This window comes from Blastopirellula marina DSM 3645 (assembly GCF_000153105.1).
Taxonomy (GTDB): Bacteria; Planctomycetota; Planctomycetia; order Pirellulales; family Pirellulaceae; genus Blastopirellula; species Blastopirellula marina.
On sequence record NZ_CH672376.1, the window covers coordinates 1821023 to 1839951 of the forward strand.

Genomic DNA, 18929 nt, shown 5'->3' on the forward strand with positions numbered 1-18929 from the left:
TAAAGCTGAATCATTATGAGCGAACACGACGCCAACAACGAACTTCTAGTGGGATTCATCGACGAGTCGGTGCATGCCATTCAGGAATTGCCGGGACTGCTTAACGCATTCAAAACGGATTCGAATAATGTAGAAGCAGTCCATTCGGTATTCCGAACTGTCCATTCCATCAAAGGCAACGCCGGCTTCTTCAGTTTGACGGCGATAAAAAAATTCGCCCACTCTCTAGAAAACGCGCTCGACGAAGTACGCAACCAAAGGACGCCGCTGACCGAAGAACTCTGTCGCACGCTGATTGAAGGGATCGATTCGCTCGACCAATTGCTGCATGCGGTTGAAAATCAAACGCACGAAGAGACTCTCAGCGAAGCGGACCTAAAGCTGTTGGAGCAGGTCGCCGTACTCTCGAAAACCAAAGGCGCTGATGAAGACGCCGCAGGCGACGCGCTGATCGCCGAATTGCTGGAGATGGCTGACGAAATGTCGGCAGCCGGATTTCCGGAATCGCTCCACTGGGCCGATCGAATTCGCGAATTGGGGCAACTCTCGGCGCCCGCTGAATCAACAAAACAGGTTTCTACGCCGGCTGAATTGCTTCCGTTGGAATTTACGCTCGGCGACGTCGAATTGACGTGTTCGATTCGCAAGCTAATCGAATTGTTCATCCAGAGTGAAACTGAATCGTTTGACGATGATCGTTCGACGGCTTTGATGGAATTGCTATCCGAATTGAAGTCGTGTGCTCGCAACGCATCAGATTCGGCGTTGCAGGCGACGCTCGAAGACGCCGGTCGTAACTTCAAGGCAATTTACGACAGCGGGATCGGCGTCGACGGAATGCTGTTAAGCATCATTTGGGAGCAACTCTCACCGGCGCTAGAAGCGCTGAAGCTGCAAGCGCCGCCAGAGCCCGATACGCCGTCGCCGGCGATAGCTCACTCCGCCGAAGCGCCGGAACACGACGACGAGGACGCCGCTCAGAAGAAAGGCGCCAACGCCAAGAAGACCCGCTTCCTGCGCGTCAACGAGGAAAGCATCGATAACTTTTTGGATGACGTTTCCAGCTTGTTCATCACTTGTGAACGGTTGAAAGACATTCAAAGCCGGATGACGAGTTCTCGTGAGCTCCGCGAGCTGGTTGAAGAGTTACGGCAAGTCAATATTTCGTTCAATCTGCAAGCCAACCGCTTGCAGAAGAGCGTCGTATCGCTGCGACGCGTACCGATTCGCGGAATGTTCTCCAAGTTCCCGCGGATGGCTCGCACGTTGGCCAACAGCTTGGATAAAAAACTAGACGTTCAGCTCGCCGGCGAAGATTTAGAAGTCGACAAGTCGCTGCTGGAAGAACTGGATGCGCCGCTCACGCACATGATTCGAAACGTCGCTGATCACGCGTTGGAATTACCGGCTGATCGCAAGGCGCGCGGTTTGAACGAAGTCGGCAATCTTTGGCTCTCCGCCGAGGCGACCCGTACGCATGTGCTGATCTCGATCCGCGACGACGGACGCGGAATAGACCCCGATCGTTTGCGCCGCAAAGCGGTCCAAAGCGGCGCGATCAGCGAGTCGTATGCCGAGCGAATGTCGGATCAAGAAGCGATCGAGCTGATCTTCCATCCCGGTCTTTCCACGGCCGAGCAAGTGACCGAAATCTCCGGACGCGGCGTCGGCATGGATGTGGTCCGCACGATGGTGCAAGAGAACGGCGGCGAGATCCGCGTCGAGTCGACGTTGGGCGTCGGCACGAGTTTTACGATTGAGATTCCGATTCGTCAGGCCGTGCTGGTGATTGATGGACTGTTAATCCACGAAGGGGAAGAACGCTTCGTCGTGCCGTTCGACGCCGTTCGTGAAGTGCTCGATCTGCCATACGAAGAGCTGAAAACCGCCGGCGGAGCGCCGGTGGTGACGCTTCGCGGTACAACCTATGCAGCGATTTCACTGGCCGAAATGCTCGACATTCCGCACGAGTCGCGGCAGAAGAGCGAGCGATTGTCGGCGGTGCTGCTGACTAGCAAGCAAGGGGACGCCTGTCTGATGATCGATCAGGTCGTTGGCAAACGAAAAGTGGTGGTCAACAGCCTGCAGGACATCTTGCCTGATGTCCGCGCGATCGGCGGTGTCGCCCAGTTGGGCGGCGGCGAACTGGCGTTGGTCTTGTCGTCCAGCGAGATTATTCGCTCTTTGAAACGATAATTCTGCTTGCGGCGCACGGCGCTTGGATTTGTTCTAGCGTAACGCAAAAAGAGGCCGCCAGCGTATTCCCGCTGGCGGCGATTTCCCTGCTCGCTGGTTGCAGCGACGGTCTACATATAGCGGTTGAATAGGTTCTCAAGAAACTCTTGACGTCCGCTGACGTTAGCCGCGGCTTCTCCCTTGGCCAGCATATACTTTTCTAGCGACTTCAGATCGTGCTTGCCGGCTTCGATCTCGGCGCCGACGCCGCTGTCCCAGCTGCCGTAGCGCTGCTTGGTGAACTTTTCGAACTCGCCGTCGGCTCGAATCGCGGCCGCGATTTTCAGCCCCTTGGCGAACGCGTCCATGCCGCCGATATGAGCATAAAAGAGATCGATCGGCTCAAAGCTTTCGCGACGCACTTTGGCGTCGAAGTTGACGCCGCCAGAGCCAAGGCCGCCATACTTCAAGATCGACAGCATTACTTCGGCCGTCAGATAGTAGTTGGTCGGGAACTGATCGGTATCCCAGCCCAACAGCAGGTCGCCGGTGTTGGCGTCGATCGAACCAAGGATGCCGTTCATGCCGGCGTACTCCAGCTCGTGCTGCATCGTATGCGAAGCGAGCGTCGCATGGTTGGTTTCTAGGTTTAGCTTAAAGTGCTTGTCGAGATCATACGACTTGAGAAAGGCCAAGCAGTTGGCCGAATCGAAATCGTACTGATGCTTGGTCGGTTCTTTCGGCTTTGGTTCGATGAGGAACTGTCCGGTAAAGCCGATCTCTTTGGCGTAGTCGACCGCTAGGTGAAAGAATTTCGCCAGGTGGTCCAGCTCACGCTTCATGTCGGTGTTCAGCAGGTTTTGATAACCTTCGCGACCGCCCCAGAAGACATAGTTCTCGCCTCCCAACTCCTTGGTTACTTCCAAGCACTTTTTGACTTGCGAAGCGCCAAAAGCGAACGCGTCGGCGTTGCAGCTGGTCGCGGCGCCGTGCATAAAACGGGGATGGCTAAACAGATTGGCCGTTCCCCACAACAGCTTAATGCCGGTCCGCTCTTGCTCTGCTTTTAGGGCGGCGGCGACCGCGTCAAAGATCTTGTTGGTTTCGCTCAGCGAAGCGCCTTCCGGCGAAACGTCGCGATCATGAAACGCGTAGTACGGAGCGCCCAACTTTTCGATGAACTCAAAGGCGACGCTCACGCGCTTGACGGCGTTTTCCTGTGAGTTGCTGCCGTCATCCCAAGGTCGCACCGCCGTGCCGGGACCAAACGGATCGGCGCCGGAGCCGCGGAACGTGTGCCAATAGACGACGCTGAACCGCATGTGGTCGCGCATCGTTTTGCCTTCGACCACTTCGTCCGGATTGTACCAGCGGAAGGCCAAGGGGTTCTTCGACTCGGGGCCTTCGTATTGAATCTTGTCGACTTCGGGAAACGCTGCCATGACGGTTCTTTATGGGAGATGGAGTGGCTAGGGAAGAAGGCCTGCGAATAGTAAACCGCGTATTCACAGCCCCTCTTATTCGATCAAATCAATAGAGAGAAAGTGAGCATCATAAAGCGTTGACTAGCGGCGTTCAACCGACTGGAATTTCGCCGGCCGAAGATATTTTACAATTGGGCGCCAATTGGTTGCATGTTGAGTTCGCTTACGTGCGCGAGCGGCGTGATGAAAACTTCGCCTGCAACCAATCTCCCCATCGCGGAGATACTTGCGCAACGGCGAACAGCACCCGCGCCTTCCAGGGCATGACGAGCTCGGCCTGGCGGCGCTCGCAGCCCTGCAATATCGCGGTCGCCAGTTGGGCGGGATCGATTGCTTTCAGTTTGACGCCGGCGCCTGGCTGACGCGTTTCGGCAGGCAACTCGCTGGCCTGATCGTCGTAGCGTGCGCCCGCATCCTCGCGAGCGATTGGACCGGGGCAAACCAGCAGGACGTGGACCCCTTGGTCGGCAAGTTCCAGCCGAAGTTGCTGGGTAAAACCGGCCAGCGCAAATTTGGTGGTCGCGTAAGGACCAATAAAACGAGCGGCGCTTTTGGAGGCCAACGAGCCGATGTTGACGATGTGTCCTTTGCGCTTTGTGATCATGGGGGCAAAGGCTTGAACGCAACGAATCGCCGTCATCACGTTCAGTTCCCATTGGCGGCGAAAGTCGGCCAGTTGCGTCTCTAGCAATTTGCCGCGCGACGAGATCCCGACGTTGTTGACCAGCAAATCGAGTCGGCCGAAACGTGACTCGATTTCTTTCTCGAGCCGTTTGACATCGTCATCCGAGGTCACATCCGCCGCCATCGGAATCGCTGCGCCGGAGAGACCTTTCAGCGACTCGGCGGCGGCGGCCAAATCGGCTGGATCGCGCGCGGTGAGGATGACCGTCGCTCCTTGACGGACGAGTCGCCGCGCGATCGCTAGTCCCAGTCCGCGTGAGGCGCCGGTCACCAGCGCCACTTTTTCGTTCCAATAGGTCATCCGGCCGCGTTTCGCCCAAGGAGAAAAGAGAAATCCTTCGCGATGATAACGAAAAAGCCTCGGCAGGCAATTGCCCAACCGAGGCCCGGGGTGTTGCGAGAACGGGGCGTTCTCTCACTACGCAGTGACTTCGTATCCTTTGCGGGCTTCGCGACTCAACCAACGGTTGGCGTCGTCGTCGCCGACAATTTGCTCTGATTTTTCGTCCCATTTCACCGTGCGATCTAGACGCAACGCGATGTTGGCCAGATGGCAGGTCGTCATCGCGCGATGGTGCGAGTAGACGTCGGAGATCGGGTCTTTCCGCAGTTTGACGCATTCAAAGAAGTTGGCCATGTGAGCGTTGCCGCTCGCTGGGGTCATCCCTTTGTAAATCTTTTGGATCGCGTCAGCGGGAAGCGGATTGTCTTTCAGTTCTTCGACCGGACCGCCCACCAACTTGCCGCGGTTGACCATGAAGCGGCCTTTGGTTCCCTCAAACAGGATGCCGTTGCCAAACCCGAGTTCGTTGCATTCGTCACGGATGTTGACTTCGATATCCCCGGGGTACATCGCGCGAACATGGAACTTGGTCGCCGTGTTGTAGCGATCGTCTTGCGTCGGCATGCCGTCTTGGAAGGGAGTCGGAAACTGGACCATGATCGGTTCGAGACTGACCGGGCCGCCGACATTTTGTTGATCGAGACCCCATTGGGCGATGTCAATGTGATGAGCGCCCCAGTCGGTCATTTTGCCGCCAGAGTATTCGTACCACCAACGGAATTCGTAATGACAACGGGAATTGCCGTTTCCTTTTCCCTTGAAGCGATAGTCGACGAGCGGGGCCTGACCGAGCCACATTTCCCAGTTGAGCTGTTTCGGCACTTCCGCGACTGGGATCGGGCCGCTATCAGGCGCGCCGCCGATCGCGACGTGGATCTTTTGAATGTCGCCGATACGACCTTGATTGATCAGCGCGACCGCTTTCAGGAAGAGCTGGCCCATTTCGCTGCGTTGCTGGGTGCCGACCTGGAACACGCGACCGGTCTCTTTGGCGACCTTGCAGATCTTCTTCCCTTCGTCGATCGTCAGCGTTAGCGGCTTTTCGCAATAGACGTCTTTGCCGGCCTTCATCGCTTCGATCGCGATTTTCGAGTGCCAGTGGTCGGGCGTGACGATCGTCACGATATCTATATCTTTGCGGTCCAAGACCTTGCGATAATCTTCGACGACGTCAACTTTTCGCTCGCGTCCTTTTTGCTTGTTCGCGTCTTCGCAACGCTTACGCCCTTGCTCGGCGTGGTTGGCGTCGACATCGCAAACGATGGCGACATCGCCCAATTTCATCGCGTTCGGCCCAACGGCGCCCCAGCGCGAACCGGTGCCGATGCAGCCGATGGTCAGTCGATCATTAGCCGACTCGTTTTTCGGCTCGTCCGCTTGAGCGTTTGCGCCAGCAAAGTAGTAAGGAACCGCAACGCCGGCGGCGGCGATGGCGCCGGTTTTCAGAAACTGGCGGCGGTCGGAATGATTCGCTTGACTCACTGGGCGTCTCTCCTAGAGCGAACAAAGATTGGGTGCGGACTCGTCGGAGCAGGCGTGACGAAGGCAGGTGTCCGCATCAGTGGTAAATACTTCTCAATTGTTTACGCCTTTGCGGCGTTGATGTGCTAAGTGTACCCGCTCAAAAACTTCCAATCCAGTTTTTGTGGGGGGATTCGAGGCAATTGTCAGCGAAAAAAACCAAATAACCGCAATTCAACTTCTCGGGTACGTGAAGCCTTTTTCATGAACAATCATTCCCCCCAAACGGGCATGAGCGATGGAGAAACGCGACGCGTTAACTAGGGACAATGAATGCCTAAATTCCGTTAACAGCGGAGAGGTGGTAATTTACGCCAGTTGACTAGCAAAGACGGTAGTTATGGGGGCAGGAACCGTCGCTATCCCTAGTCGTCACTTTCTAAGGAATGAACTAGAGTACATCGAATTGGTAGAACACGATTTTGCATTTTGAAGGTCGGCGATATGTCCGCAGCCCGCTTACTTCCCCAGCGTGCCCGCACCAAAATTGTGGCGACGGTTGGCCCCGCGTGTAATACGCCCGAGATGCTGGAACAAATGATTCTGGCCGGAGTCGACGTCTTTCGCCTCAACCTTGCCCACGGCGAATTAGACGAACACTCTCGCGTTGCGACGACGATTCGCGAAATCAGCGAACGTCTAAAACGCCCGGTCGCGACGCTGGCCGACCTTTCTGGCCCGAAGATTCGTCTCGGCACGTTGGTGCAGGATCCGATCTACTGCGTCGAAGAGCAGATGTACCGCTTTATTCGCGGCGACGTCGCTACCGAACCAAACGAGTTGGTCAGCAACTACGAACCGCTTATTGACGAAGTCAAAGTGGGCGATAACGTGATGCTGGCCGACGGTACGATCACGATGGAAGTGGTCGAGAAGACGGAAGATTCGGTCACCTGCGTGGTGGTCGCCGGCGGCATCTTGCGCAGCCGTCAGGGGATCAACCTGCCGGGGACCAAGCTGGGAGTTGAAACGATCACGCCGCGTGATCGCGACCATATTCGTTGGGCCGCCGAAACCGATCTCGATTACGTCAGTCTGAGTTTCGTCCGCGAAGCGGATGACATTCGACAACTGAAAGATCTGCTGCAAGCGCACGAATCGCGGGCGATGGTGATCGCCAAGATTGAAAAGCGTGAAGCGCTCGACAACCTTGAAGAAATCGTCGAAGTCTCCAACGGCGTGATGGTCGCTCGCGGCGATCTCGGCGTCGAAATCGACGTGGCCGAAGTCGCCGCCGCGCAAAAGCTGATCGTCAAAACCTGCACGCGAATCGGCCGTCCGGTGATTGTCGCGACGCAGATGCTCGACAGCATGACCAAAAACTCGCGTCCAACGCGTGCCGAAGCGACCGACGTAGCGAACGCGATCCTCGATGGCGCCGACGCTTGCATGTTGTCTCAAGAGACTGCGGTCGGCGAGCACCCGATCGTGGTCATCAAGATGATGAATCGCATCATGTTGGCGACCGAAAAGATGCTGTGCGAGGATTTGTCCAATGCGATTCGCGGCGAAGAGATCGGCCTGGTCCATCCCGTGACGCAGGCGGTTGTCTCCGGCGCCACGCGAACCGCCGACCTGCTAAACGCCAAGTTGATGGTGATGGCGACCCGCACCGGCGGCACCGCGCTGACCAAAGCGAAGATTCGCGATTGCATTGCGACGATCGGCGTTAGCGACTCGAAGGCCGCTTTGCGTCGGATGTCGCTTTACTGGGGCATCATTCCGATCGACGGAGCTCCGGTGCACAACGGCATCCAGTTGCGCCGCTTTGTCGACAAGTGGGGCTTTGAGGCCGGTTTGCTCAAGCCGAATGATCGCGTCGTCTTTGTGACCGGCGGCGGCATCATGCAGTCGGCCGAGTACATCGTCGTCGTGCACAAGGTCGAAGCGCCCGAAGGTTACGGCGTTACCGAGTAGCATTAGCGTCGCTTGGACGCTGACCGCGAATGTCGCATCGCCTGGCGCCAACTCTGAAAGAGCTGCCAGGCGAAATGAAAGATCGTAAAACCCCCGATCCCGCCGAGCGCTGCGCCGCTGGCCAGACAGACGGCGAAGACCGCGGGAAACCAGATCTCGCGTGGCGCCCAATAGCTGCCGGCGATCACGCCTAAGATTGCGCCCAGAACGGCCATCGCGATCGTCACTCCATAGCCGATCCGATTGATGTGCGTCGTTTCTCCCAATTGCATGCGCGGAGCGAATTCGTCGGCGGTCAGCGGATCTTCGCTGGGGAGCGGCGCCGATTCTGTCGGCGCGATCCGCTTTCGTTGAAGCCGCGTGCCGATATAGTTGCCGGCGATATGCGCGAATACAGAGATCGCTAGTAGTAGGAGTCCGGCGGAAGCGACTGGGCTGACCCATTTCATCAGCAAGAAGGCCGCTCCCAACAGCACAAAGACAATCCCCAAGCTGCGAAGCGTGAATCGCGGCGGTGGTAAGTCCGGCTCTAGGTCCGTTTCGGATCGGGGTGGCGTGCGGGGGCGGATCAAGCGGCGGAGCCTCGCGACAAATAGGTAACTAGCCGTGACGAAGTGCTATTGCCGGATATCTTACCGTTTGGGACGGTTAGGGAGACGAATTCGGCTGTAGATGCCGCAGATTCGCAAATTCGACGAACAAACGCCGCTGGGCGACGTCGTATAATTGTAAGGTGTTGCAGGGCAGTGATTTTCGTCGCTGCAGGGCGAAAGAAGAGGCTAGGGAAAAATGTGGACCCTCATTGTTCTAGGCGTGATCGTCGCCGTCGCCGCGATTGTGACGGTGCACGATCTGTGGCAGACCAAGCATGCCATTTTGAAAAACTTTCCGATCATCGGCCACTTCCGCTATTGGCTCGAAGCGATCGGGCCCGAGTTGCGTCAATACATCGTAACCAGCAATAACGAAGAGCGTCCATTCAGTCGTGATCAACGAACGTGGGTTTACGCTTCTTCGAAGCGAGAAAACAACTACTTCGGCTTCGGCACCGATGACGATCTTGAGTCGTCGCCGAACCATCTGATCATCAAGCATGCTGCGTTTCCGATCCACGATCCTCACCCCGGTGAGAAAGAGTTCGATCAAGAATTCCGGATCCCGTGCGCCAAAGTGATGGGCGCCTATCGTGGGCGCCGCTTTGCGTTTCGTCCCAAGAGCGTGGTCAATGTCTCCGGCATGAGCTTCGGCTCGTTGAGCGGACCGGCGGTCGAAGCGTTGAACATCGGCAGCAAACTGGCCGGCTGTTTGCACAATACCGGCGAAGGGGGCATCAGTCCTTATCATCAGCGCGGCGGCGATCTGATAATGCAGGTCGGGACCGGCTACTTTGGCTGTCGCGACTCGCACGGCAATTTTGATCTCGGCATGTTCAAAGAAGTGGTCGCGGCCAATCCGGTTCGCGCTGTGGAGATCAAACTGAGCCAAGGCGCTAAGCCTGGCGTCGGCGGCTTTTTGCCATCGGCCAAGATCACCGCCGAGATCTCTCGTATCCGTGGGATTCCGCAAGGTCGCGACTGCGCCAGTCCATCCAACCATACCGCGTTCCGCAACGTCGACGAAATGCTTGATTTTATCGAGAAGTTGGCCGACGCGTCCGGCGTGCCGATCGGCATCAAGTCGGCGGTGGGAGAACTTCACTTCTGGACCGACCTGGCCGAGTCGATGGCCCGCACGCATCGCGGCGTCGACTTTATCACGATTGATGGCGGTGAAGGGGGAACCGGCGCCGCGCCGCTGGTCTTCGCCGATCATGTCGCTTTGCCGTTCAAGATCGGCTTTGGCCGAGTTTATCGCGAGTTTGTCAAGTTCGACTTGCATCACCATGTGGTGTTCAACGGTTCCGGCAAGCTGGGCTTTCCAGAAACAGGTTTGTTTGCGATGGCGCTTGGCTGCGACATTATTTCGGTCGCTCGCGAAGCGATGTTGGCGATCGGCTGCATCCAGGCGCAGCGCTGCCATACGGGGCACTGTCCTTCAGGCGTCGCGACGCAAAACTGGTGGCTGAAACGAGGGCTCGATCCGACGCTCAAATCGTTCCGCGTGGCCAATTATGTCGCGACGCTGCGCAAAGAACTGCTGCGGCTGAGCCGTGCGTGCGGCGTGGTCCATCCGTCGTTGGTGACGCTCGATCATTTCGATGTGCTCGACGATCGCCTGCAAGCGCTGGCGGCGACCACGTTGTTCGATCATCGTCCGGAATGGGGTTTGCCGTCGGCCGACGATCAAGAGACGATCCGTCGCATTATGTCGGCGCCGTTGGATCAGCGAGATTCGCTGGTCCGGTTGGAGGTCATGGGAACAAAACGCCCGACGCTGGCCGAATCGTCGGTCTAGTGGCTGACGAATCAATGACGAAACTCCGGTCCCCCAGCCCAAACGGCCAAGACCAGACCGAATGGGACCGGACCGGACCGCTTCCATTTTTTTCTGATCGATCGAGTGGAACCAATCCAACACTAGCCCGAGTGCGCAAGCCGAGGGTATGCGGCCTCCATTCCTAGTAACGGATAAGTTGGGACAGGACAGGACAGGACCGCTTCCATTTTTTTCTGATCGATCGAGTGGAACCAATTCAACACTAGCCCGAGTGCGCAAGCCGAGGGTATGCGGCCTCCATTCCTAGTAACGGATAAGTTGGGACAGGACAGGACTGGACTGGACAGGACTGGACTGGACAGGACAGGACAGGACAGGACAGGACAGGACTGGACAGGATCGGACAGGATCGGATCGGATCGGATCGGATCGGATCGGATCGGATCGGATCGGACAACGTTGGACCGGACCGCGACATTTTTATTCATCGCCCAAGGCGGCGTCCCAGGGAAATAGGGCCACGATTCCCCCTCCCGGACTGCCTCTACGTTAACGCGTGCTTCCTGCGACATCCGGGCTTTCTCCGCCTTCGTGATTAGTTTCACAATGTGGACTGGACTGCTTCGTTTATTTTTCTGAGCGACTAGGTGAACCGGACCAGACCGTTTTGGGGGAGCGGACCCTTTAGGGTTGGATCGCCAGATCTGGGCATCCATCCGCAAGCGGCGGGCAACGTTACTCAGTAAGTGCAGCGTCACCCCAACCGCGCAGCAGTCCCCGCCGCGACCGCCATCACCGACCGCTGCAAAATGGTCATCCCCCAATCGACCCCAAAGCCGTGCGTATTGTCTAGAGACAATTTTGGGCGAGACTCAGGCCGCGTCCGCGGCTATCGATGGACCGTCATTACCACGCAACGCCACCCGAGTTTTGTACTTCCTGAGGTGACGCTTTAAACTGATCACACACGGCGGAACCGGCTTCCTAAAACGACGATTGGAAGAAACAAAGGGGACGAGAAAGGACGGGGGTCATTGTTTTCATGCCGGGAACATTGAGGGCGATTGGGATAGGATAAATCCCGAAAAAGACCGTCCCCTTTTCCGTCCCCCCGTTCGTGAGTACGTCGAGCACTATCACGAAAAACGTCCGCATCAAGGGATTGGTAACGTGCTGTTATCAAATCGAGGCGAGCCGGAAGGAGGGGGCCCCGGATGCATGCCACGTCCTTGCGTGGCCATGAATGGGCGCACAGGTAGTTTGATCACTACCGTTTTATGATGCAGGAATGGGCAAAAATTCGTGAGTTTTGGTCGCTTACTTAATTGCCAGACGCACGCATGGCCACGCAAGGCCGTGGCCATGGCACCCGTGCTCGGTTTGAAACCTAGTGATGTGATACCGTTCCATCAAGGGAGGCCAGATTTTTCACAGTGGTCGAAGGGCAACTTCGCGTCGAAAGAACCCCTTAAAGGTGTCCACCAGACGGACATACCAAAGATGATAAGAACGATTGCAGAGGACAAGGGATGGACGCCACAGCAGGTAAAAGACTGGTTGCGGACTGAAAGACTCAGCCCGCACCATGCAGGAGGAAATGACATCCAGTTAATTCCGTGGGAATTGCATGGGAACCCAAGTGCCATTCCACCTATTCACGGTGTGCGGCACATGGGCGGTGCCTTTGACTTGCGGAGTCAATAGTTTGGAGGGATCACGATGAACGTGCAGCAAATATTTGAGCGACTTGGTGGAGTCAGGCCTATTTTTGGAAACGAACTGTGTCCAATGAATGAATCTGGCATCATCGCTATCGAGAGGCAGATTGGAAACCGTCTTCCTGATTGCTACCGTAAGTTCTTGTCCACTTATGGTGCGTGTACGTTTAATGGACAATCGCCCGACAACCCCTATATCGTATACCGATCGTTGACCCATCTGCCCTCACATATTTCTAATGACGGCAGAGGAATGGTGGATGCACTGTATGGTAGTGAAATGGATGAGAGTGACCCTTATGGTCTTCGAGTAAGGATTCTGTTCTTCGCTGGCCGAATGCCCGATAGTCTTATCCCAATAGGCGACGATGGTGGAGCAGGTCAGATTTGCCTTGGCATCAAAGGAAACGAAATGGGAGCCGTTTTTTATTGGGACCAGGCGAACGAACCGCTTGACGAGGACGACTATGAAGAAGATTTCGGTGTGCCCAGACCGCCAGAGATAATGTTTCAAAACGTGTATCAGATCGCCGAATCATTTGACGACTTCCTTGGCCGCCTCGAAATCATGGAAGCGTAAACCACAGGGGGGCCTTTGAAAACGATGTGAGCGTCACGACGTTCGCAGGCAGGGGGCGTGAAATAGCTGGATATCATGGAACGCCATTTCGCAAATGGTTAAGCGACATTCTCGAAATTGATCTAGCAAAGAACTCCGAGCCTGTGCTTCAAGAGAATTGTGAACGACTTCTATGATGAGCCCCGGCGCCATGCTCTTATCGCGTCTTTGCGAACCTTGACGGCCGCCTGATCGGCGCCGAACCGACCGCGGGGCTTGTCACGTTCACCTACAACGCCCAAGGCCGGCGCACCGCCAAGGAGACTCCCAGCGACATCAAGAAGTTCATCTATGACTTCGAGCGATTGCTGCAAGAGACCGACGACGATGACGACGTGCAGCACCAGTATTCGTCGACCAACGATGAGTTCGGCGACCTGGTGAGCGAATACGACGGACTCGATACGGCCTATCATCAGTACGATGCGGCCGGAACTACCGACACGCTCTGGAATGACGACGAATCGGTCAGCGACTTGCATGAAAACGAAATGGGGCTGCGCACTCGTTTCATCAACGATGGCTATAGCATCGACGAAGCGATGCAAGCCACTCTGGCAAAGAGCATGTCCAGCTCACAAGCCAACGAAGCGTCGCTGCCGGATGCGACCGCCGCTCCAAACGATCAAAGGTGACGCAAACGATCAAAGGTGACGCAAACGATCAAAGGTGACGCAAACGATCAAAGGTGACGCAAACGATCAAAGGTGACGCAAACGATCAAAGGTGACGCAAACGATCAAAGGTGACGCAAACGATCAAAGGTGACGCAAACGATCAAAGGTGACGCAAACGATCAAAGGTGACGCAAACGATCAAAGGTGACGCAAACGATCAAAGGTGACGCAAACGATCAAAGGTGACGCAAACGATCAAAGGTGACGCAAACGATCAAAGGTGACGGGGGTCTTTTTTGGGGCTTTTCTTATCCGCGATAGCACTCGAAAGCACCCGGCATGAAAACAATGACCCCCGACCCCTTTTCTTCAGCGACCCCTTTTCTTCAGCCAATTAAACGATGGCATAATAGAACTACAGGCATTCAAAGAGGCCGTGGAAGAGCGATTTGAAGTTAGCTGGGGAAATCCTGCGGATGTCTTGAACTTAATTGGCGGCAATCAAAACAACAAACTGACATCAATATTTTTTGATCTTCGATCCTTGGTGACAAGTGGGAATCAGAATCCCAGTCTCCCTGCCGACTTTACAGATCTTGTGATAGCATCTCAGGTTAAGTTCAAACTCGGTAGCTTCGATCAAAATGGATTAAAGGGATCCGGCGAAGTTACTGTAAATGATATTTCGTTAGGAAGCGTTGGAAAAATCGGGCTTAAGGGGGATTTAGAATACAGCAAGGAGACTGGAATTGGTACGGTAGGAGCTGACATTACCTTTGGATTCTCGAAGGACCTTGGGAGTGGCGACAAGACAAAAGACAGTTTTTTTCAGTTTTTCCTGTTGAGATAAGTGGCATTGAGAGGGGATAAGACATGAAGGAACATATCTATCTATTGCTATCCGTTGCTTTGCTTCCGTCGCTGCTGTACGCACAGCCAACTCCTGCTGAATCAGGGCCGATGATCTACGCTCGCGTGTCTAAGGGATCAGGTCTGAACCTGCTTCCGGAGAGGCCTGGAGCGTTTCTAAAAGCCATTACCGACGCAGATATCGTATTCGGTTCTGCGCTAACGAAGAGCGGCCGTTTTCAGCGACGCCTATTAGGGCACGGTGCGGCGACCCGTCAGCCATCTGATTTGCTGCGTAGTGTAGTCGAGTGGTCGCCCGAACATCGGTCGGTTGTTAGTGCCGACAAAACGGGCTCAATCAAAATTGGCGTGTTTGACGACAAGGGATTCCTGCTTAGCAATGACGGAACATGGATTCAGGCGAACGCATATTGGGCGATGAAAGTCGATGGCAGTGAGCTGACCGGTGAGCACCAAATCGCAGGAACTCCGCTGGCCGATGCCGGTGAGATCCATTTTGATCTATCCAGCCTCGTGAGACGCAATTGGGATTTCGAATCTAAGAATGTTCGATGGGATGGCGAGTGTTTGACATTTTCTGCACGCATGGCGAACGAATGTCCGATCCGGATACGCCTTAGAACCCCGAATGACGCATTGCGACTTGGTACGGATCTTTCGGAGGTCGCGATGTCGGATCCTCAGTTGGGGCTTTGTTTATGTTGGAATCGATTTTCGCTGAGCCCCTCGGAGAAGCTTCGTGCATTTGCATCTTTGCCGGCGAATGTAATCGAGAAGAGGCTAGGTGAGAGTTGCAAAATAGCTGAAGGTGAATTCGATTGGCGGCAGGCTCCGTTATCAGGAAGTGAGGGGGAGGAGCAATCGCATCGATTTGCGGAAATCATTGGCCTATCCACGAACCCCCAGTATGACGCTTCTGCAGAACTTGCGCAGACTTATGAATCGGCGGATGAGCGCCTAAAATTTCGCCTGGCGGCTCGCTATCCAAGCGAAATTTGGGAAGTCGGAAACGTCGAGGGCTTTGCGGACTGCTTCGAAGAAATGTATGGACGGCTGTCATGGGTCATCGACGAACGCTACCGCCGCCGCGGCGAACTGCTGGGTATCGACGACGAGGCGATCCTTTGGCAAGAGGCGGAACGAGTGACCTCTCCCATCGAGATGTACCAATTGGTGCAACGGGCTAGGGAGCTCGCTGCCGCCGACATCTTTGCGAGGAGCCCTGGTCAACGAATTGGATTTCTTGCCAAACTTGCCGAATTGGGCCATCCACCTTTCGATGCGGAAGGGGGTGAGTTTGCGCAAGAATTTGAGGATCCGTTTGTTGAAGCGATCTTTCGAGCTCGGTGGCAATGGCCCTGTCAAACCGAACATTTGACGGCTTGTCAAAAAATCGTGCAAAACTATCGGGTTGAAACGATTCAATCGCAAGTCGCAACCGACACGCTTGTGCGGCTGGATCAGATCGACATGATCCCGACCCTGGAAATAGAGTTGTGGTATCGGGAGCACGTTCTTCGTGCTCCGAATCCAGCCCACGGCATGCGGATGCTAACGCTCCTTTCGTCTCGAAAATCAGGGCAGGCGTACTTACTGAATCGATTGCGGAAAAATTCCGATCCGCTGAACGTTACTGCCGGTGTTCGGAATATCCTTCAAGCGAGACTTGATGCCGTCCGCAAGTTGAAACGATACGACTTCATGTCCCAGGAGATCGTACTAGAACTAGCTCAAGTGTTGAGACCGGAATAAGAGCGATCGAAATGAGCATTCTCGGTACAGGCGCGAATGGCACTCAACGCCGGTAACGATTTCCCTTTCTAAGAAATAAGTCTTGATGCGGCCTGCGGTTAAGCAGTTCAATGCGGTCGACCAAAACCATAACGAAGAAAAGAGGACGGGGGGGAATGGCACGAGCTTAAAGCCTCCGCCCCAGCATGCGGTAATCGGCGGAAGTTGCTGTCGCAAGATCTTGCGACAGCAAGTGGTCATCACTGCAATTTAAGCAAGATGATTGAAAAAGACGGCGGAGCTTCGCTGAATTGGTGGTGTAACAATCGCCGTTTCAGGAGGCCCCGCCGTGTCCGATCATTTTAACGCTTCGCCGCAGGATGTACAAAGCAAGTTCCGTGACGTTTCAAACTTATCCAGCGAGCTCTTGCTCCCCAGCGGCGTTGTCGCCGCGATCTGTCACGAAATCGGCTTCTCGTTTCGCGAGCGCATTTATTCGCCGATGATCGTCGTTTGGATGTTCGTGATGCAGACGCTATCCGCCGATCATAGTTGTCAGCAAGTCGTGACGCGGCTCAACGCCTGGCGCATGGCGCAGGGGTTGTCGCGCTGCAGCGGCGATACGACTTCATACTGCCAAGCGCGGCGACGTTTGCCGATTGCGTTGTTCCAACGGCTGCTCGCTTGGACGGCGCGAAAGTGCGACGAAGCGGGCCTCGGCGATTGGCGATTCCAGGGGCGCGAAGTAATCATCGTCGACGGTACGACCGTCACGATGGCCGACACGCGAGCGAATCAAACCGCCTTTCCGCAAATTGAAAACCAGAAGCCTGGGTGCGGCTTTCCCTTGGCGCGGATCGTGCAAGTTTTTTCACTGGCGACAGGAGCGGCGACGATGTTTGCGATGGGGCGTTACGCAGGGAAAGAGACGGGCGAGACGTCGCTCTTACGAACGCTCTTGTCGCAGTTTCACTCGGGAGAAATCGTGCTCGCCGATCGGTACTACGCCAGTTTCTGGTTGCTCGCTTTATCGGATCTGCGCGGGATCGACATCGTGGCTCGCGCGCATCATCGTCGCAAAATCGACTTTCGTCGAGGACTGCGACAAGGCGACTGTGATCAGATCGTGGGCTATGCCAAGCCGCAGCGTCCGACGTGGATGACGACGGACGAATACGACCAATATCCATCGTCGATTCTCGTTCGTCACTTGCGATATGAAGTGACGCAGCGAGGCTTTCGTACGCGTCGAATCACGTTGGCGACGACGCTGTTGCAAGGCGACGTTTATCCGGCGGAAGATCTGGCCGATTTGTATCGTCGCCGCTGGCAAGCGGAACTGCATATCCGCAGTTTGAAAATCCAGATGCAGATGGATCACCTCCGTTGCAAGAGTCCAGCGATGGTTCGCAAAGAACTGCACTGCCACATGATCGGCTACAACCTGGTGCGTGCCGCGATGCTGGCGACGGCGCTGAAGTTCCAGTTGCCCCCTTGGCGTCTGAGCTTCAACGGCGCGCTGCAAGCCGTCGAAGAATTCGCCGCCGCGCTCCGCTGGAATCCCAAACAGCGAGACCCTCAGTGGAGCAACCTCCTGCAAACGATCCGCCAGCTCGAAGTCGGCAACCGTCCCGACCGCAACGAACCGCGAGAACTCAAGCGACGGCCTAAGGAATACAAGCTAATGCAAACGCCCCGAAACCGTTATGCTACAGCCGCTTAGAATTAATCTCGTGCCATTCGCCCCCGTCCCCTTTTTCGCCCCCGGACGAGCCGTTTGTCGCGGGGATCGCCATTGAATTCGACGAAAATTGAAACCACTGCTGCAGAACTAGAGAGTGCGCGATAGCCGTGAGATCAGTGCTGTCTACATCATGGATGCCCTCCCATAAATGATGGCGTACAAAATTGCATAGGCGAGAAAAAGTGCCGAAGCCTGTAGAAAACTCGCGACTGCAAATGTGTATGCACGGTCATTTTTCTTGAGCCGCACCTTCAGTTGTTCGTATTCGGTTCCAAGAGAAACAGCGATCCCCAATACACCTACGAAGACCGGCACACCTAACAGCAATAGAATCGCATATGCTATGATCCCTGCGTAGAGCGAATGATAGTGAATGAACACTGAACTATTCCCTATTCAAGAGGTAGTAGACGCCACCGGCAATTACGAAACCGTCAGTCGTTAGGTCGGGCTAAGAAAAGGGGACGGCTAAGAAAAGGGGACGGCTAAGAAAAGGGGACGGCTAAGAAAAGGGGACGGCTAAGAAAAGGGGACGGCTAAGAAAAGGGGACGGCTAAGAAAAGGGGACGGCTAAGAAAAGGGGACGGCTAAGAAAAGGGGACGGCTAAGAAAAGGGGACGGCTAAGAAAAGGGGACGGCTAAGAAAAGGGGACGGCTAAGAAAAGGGGACGGCTAAGAAAAGGGGACGGCTAAGAAAAGGGGACGGCTAAGAAAAGGGGACGGCTAAGAAAAGGGGACGGCTAAGAAAAGGGGACGGCTAAGAAAAGGGGACGGCTAAGAAAAGGGGACGGCTAAGAAAAGGGGACGGCTAAGAAAAGGGGACGGCTAAGAAAAGGGGACGGCTAAGAAAAGGGGACGGCTAAGAAAAGGGGACGGCTAAGAAAAGGGGACGGCTAAGAAAAGGGGACGGGGGTCATTTCTCTTTCAATCCCCCTTCAAATCGCTTATCATCCTCTCAACCAGTCTACCTTTTTCCACTGCTGAGACTCGATAAATGCCTCGCCAAAAACGTGCCGATGAAGCAGGCGCCATCTATCACACCCTGAATCGCGGGAACGCCCGACAGGCGATCTTTCGCAAAGCGGAAGACTACGAGGCGTTTCTTCGCACGCTCGCTCAAGGGCTAGAGC

At 55.4% G+C, this 18929-nt stretch carries 13 protein-coding genes; 8 read left to right on the forward strand and 5 right to left on the reverse strand.

The genetic code is table 11. The features are described 5' to 3' along the window. Window positions 1–15 precede the first annotated feature (15 nt). Complete coding sequence (locus DSM3645_RS09285; RefSeq protein WP_002651868.1) at window positions 16–2196, forward strand: chemotaxis protein CheA; 2181 nt, start codon at window positions 16–18, stop codon at window positions 2194–2196. 110 nt (window positions 2197–2306) lie between these two features. Here DSM3645_RS09285 and xylA read toward each other — a convergent pair whose 3' ends face one another. The 3 genes from xylA to DSM3645_RS09300 all read right to left on the reverse strand — a co-directional run bounded on the left by xylA (window position 2307) and on the right by DSM3645_RS09300 (window position 6168). Continuing rightward, a complete protein-coding gene (xylA, locus tag DSM3645_RS09290) occupies window positions 2307–3617 on the reverse strand; it encodes a xylose isomerase (RefSeq protein ID WP_002651869.1) in 1311 nt (436 codons plus the stop codon). A gap of 205 nt (window positions 3618–3822) precedes the next feature. Continuing rightward, window positions 3823–4644, reverse strand: coding sequence for an SDR family NAD(P)-dependent oxidoreductase (locus DSM3645_RS09295; RefSeq protein WP_040352340.1), 822 nt, complete (start codon window positions 4642–4644; stop codon window positions 3823–3825). 117 nt (window positions 4645–4761) lie between these two features. Further along, a complete protein-coding gene (locus DSM3645_RS09300) occupies window positions 4762–6168 on the reverse strand; it encodes a Gfo/Idh/MocA family protein (protein WP_002651871.1) in 1407 nt (468 codons plus the stop codon). A 483-nt stretch (window positions 6169–6651) separates the two neighbouring features. On the opposite strand from DSM3645_RS09300, the gene pyk reads away from it, so the two are divergent. Beyond that, window positions 6652–8124 carry a pyruvate kinase gene (gene pyk / locus DSM3645_RS09305; RefSeq protein WP_002651872.1) on the forward strand — a complete coding sequence of 491 codons (1473 nt, stop codon included), beginning with the start codon at window positions 6652–6654 and terminating at the stop codon, window positions 8122–8124. Window positions 8125–8126: 2 nt separating this feature from the next. On the opposite strand, the gene DSM3645_RS09310 is transcribed toward pyk, so the two are convergent. Beyond that, window positions 8127–8696, reverse strand: coding sequence for a hypothetical protein (locus DSM3645_RS09310; RefSeq protein WP_131282379.1), 570 nt, complete (start codon window positions 8694–8696; stop codon window positions 8127–8129). A gap of 217 nt (window positions 8697–8913) precedes the next feature. Here DSM3645_RS09310 and DSM3645_RS09315 point away from each other — a divergent pair, with 217 nt between their 5' ends. From DSM3645_RS09315 to DSM3645_RS09345, 6 genes are all read left to right on the forward strand, one after another. Next, window positions 8914–10518, forward strand: a complete 1605-nt coding sequence (locus DSM3645_RS09315) for an FMN-binding glutamate synthase family protein (protein WP_002651874.1) — start codon at window positions 8914–8916, stop codon at window positions 10516–10518. A 1701-nt stretch (window positions 10519–12219) separates the two neighbouring features. Further along, the gene (locus tag DSM3645_RS27990) at window positions 12220–12798 is read left to right on the forward strand and encodes an SMI1/KNR4 family protein (RefSeq protein ID WP_081444774.1); all 579 of its coding nucleotides are present in this window, start codon (window positions 12220–12222) and stop codon (window positions 12796–12798) included. A gap of 344 nt (window positions 12799–13142) precedes the next feature. Beyond that, complete coding sequence (locus DSM3645_RS09330) at window positions 13143–13472, forward strand: hypothetical protein (protein ID WP_002651878.1); 330 nt, start codon at window positions 13143–13145, stop codon at window positions 13470–13472. A 418-nt stretch (window positions 13473–13890) separates the two neighbouring features. Further along, window positions 13891–14304, forward strand: coding sequence for a hypothetical protein (locus tag DSM3645_RS09335; protein ID WP_040351729.1), 414 nt, complete (start codon window positions 13891–13893; stop codon window positions 14302–14304). 23 nt (window positions 14305–14327) lie between these two features. Beyond that, complete coding sequence (locus DSM3645_RS09340) at window positions 14328–16076, forward strand: hypothetical protein (RefSeq protein ID WP_002651880.1); 1749 nt, start codon at window positions 14328–14330, stop codon at window positions 16074–16076. A gap of 328 nt (window positions 16077–16404) precedes the next feature. After that, window positions 16405–17778, forward strand: coding sequence for an IS4 family transposase (locus DSM3645_RS09345; RefSeq protein ID WP_002651881.1), 1374 nt, complete (start codon window positions 16405–16407; stop codon window positions 17776–17778). Between the two features lie 144 nt (window positions 17779–17922). On the opposite strand, the gene DSM3645_RS09350 is transcribed toward DSM3645_RS09345, so the two are convergent. Beyond that, a complete protein-coding gene (locus DSM3645_RS09350; protein WP_002651882.1) occupies window positions 17923–18180 on the reverse strand; it encodes a hypothetical protein in 258 nt (85 codons plus the stop codon). Between the last annotated feature and the right edge of the window lie 749 nt (window positions 18181–18929).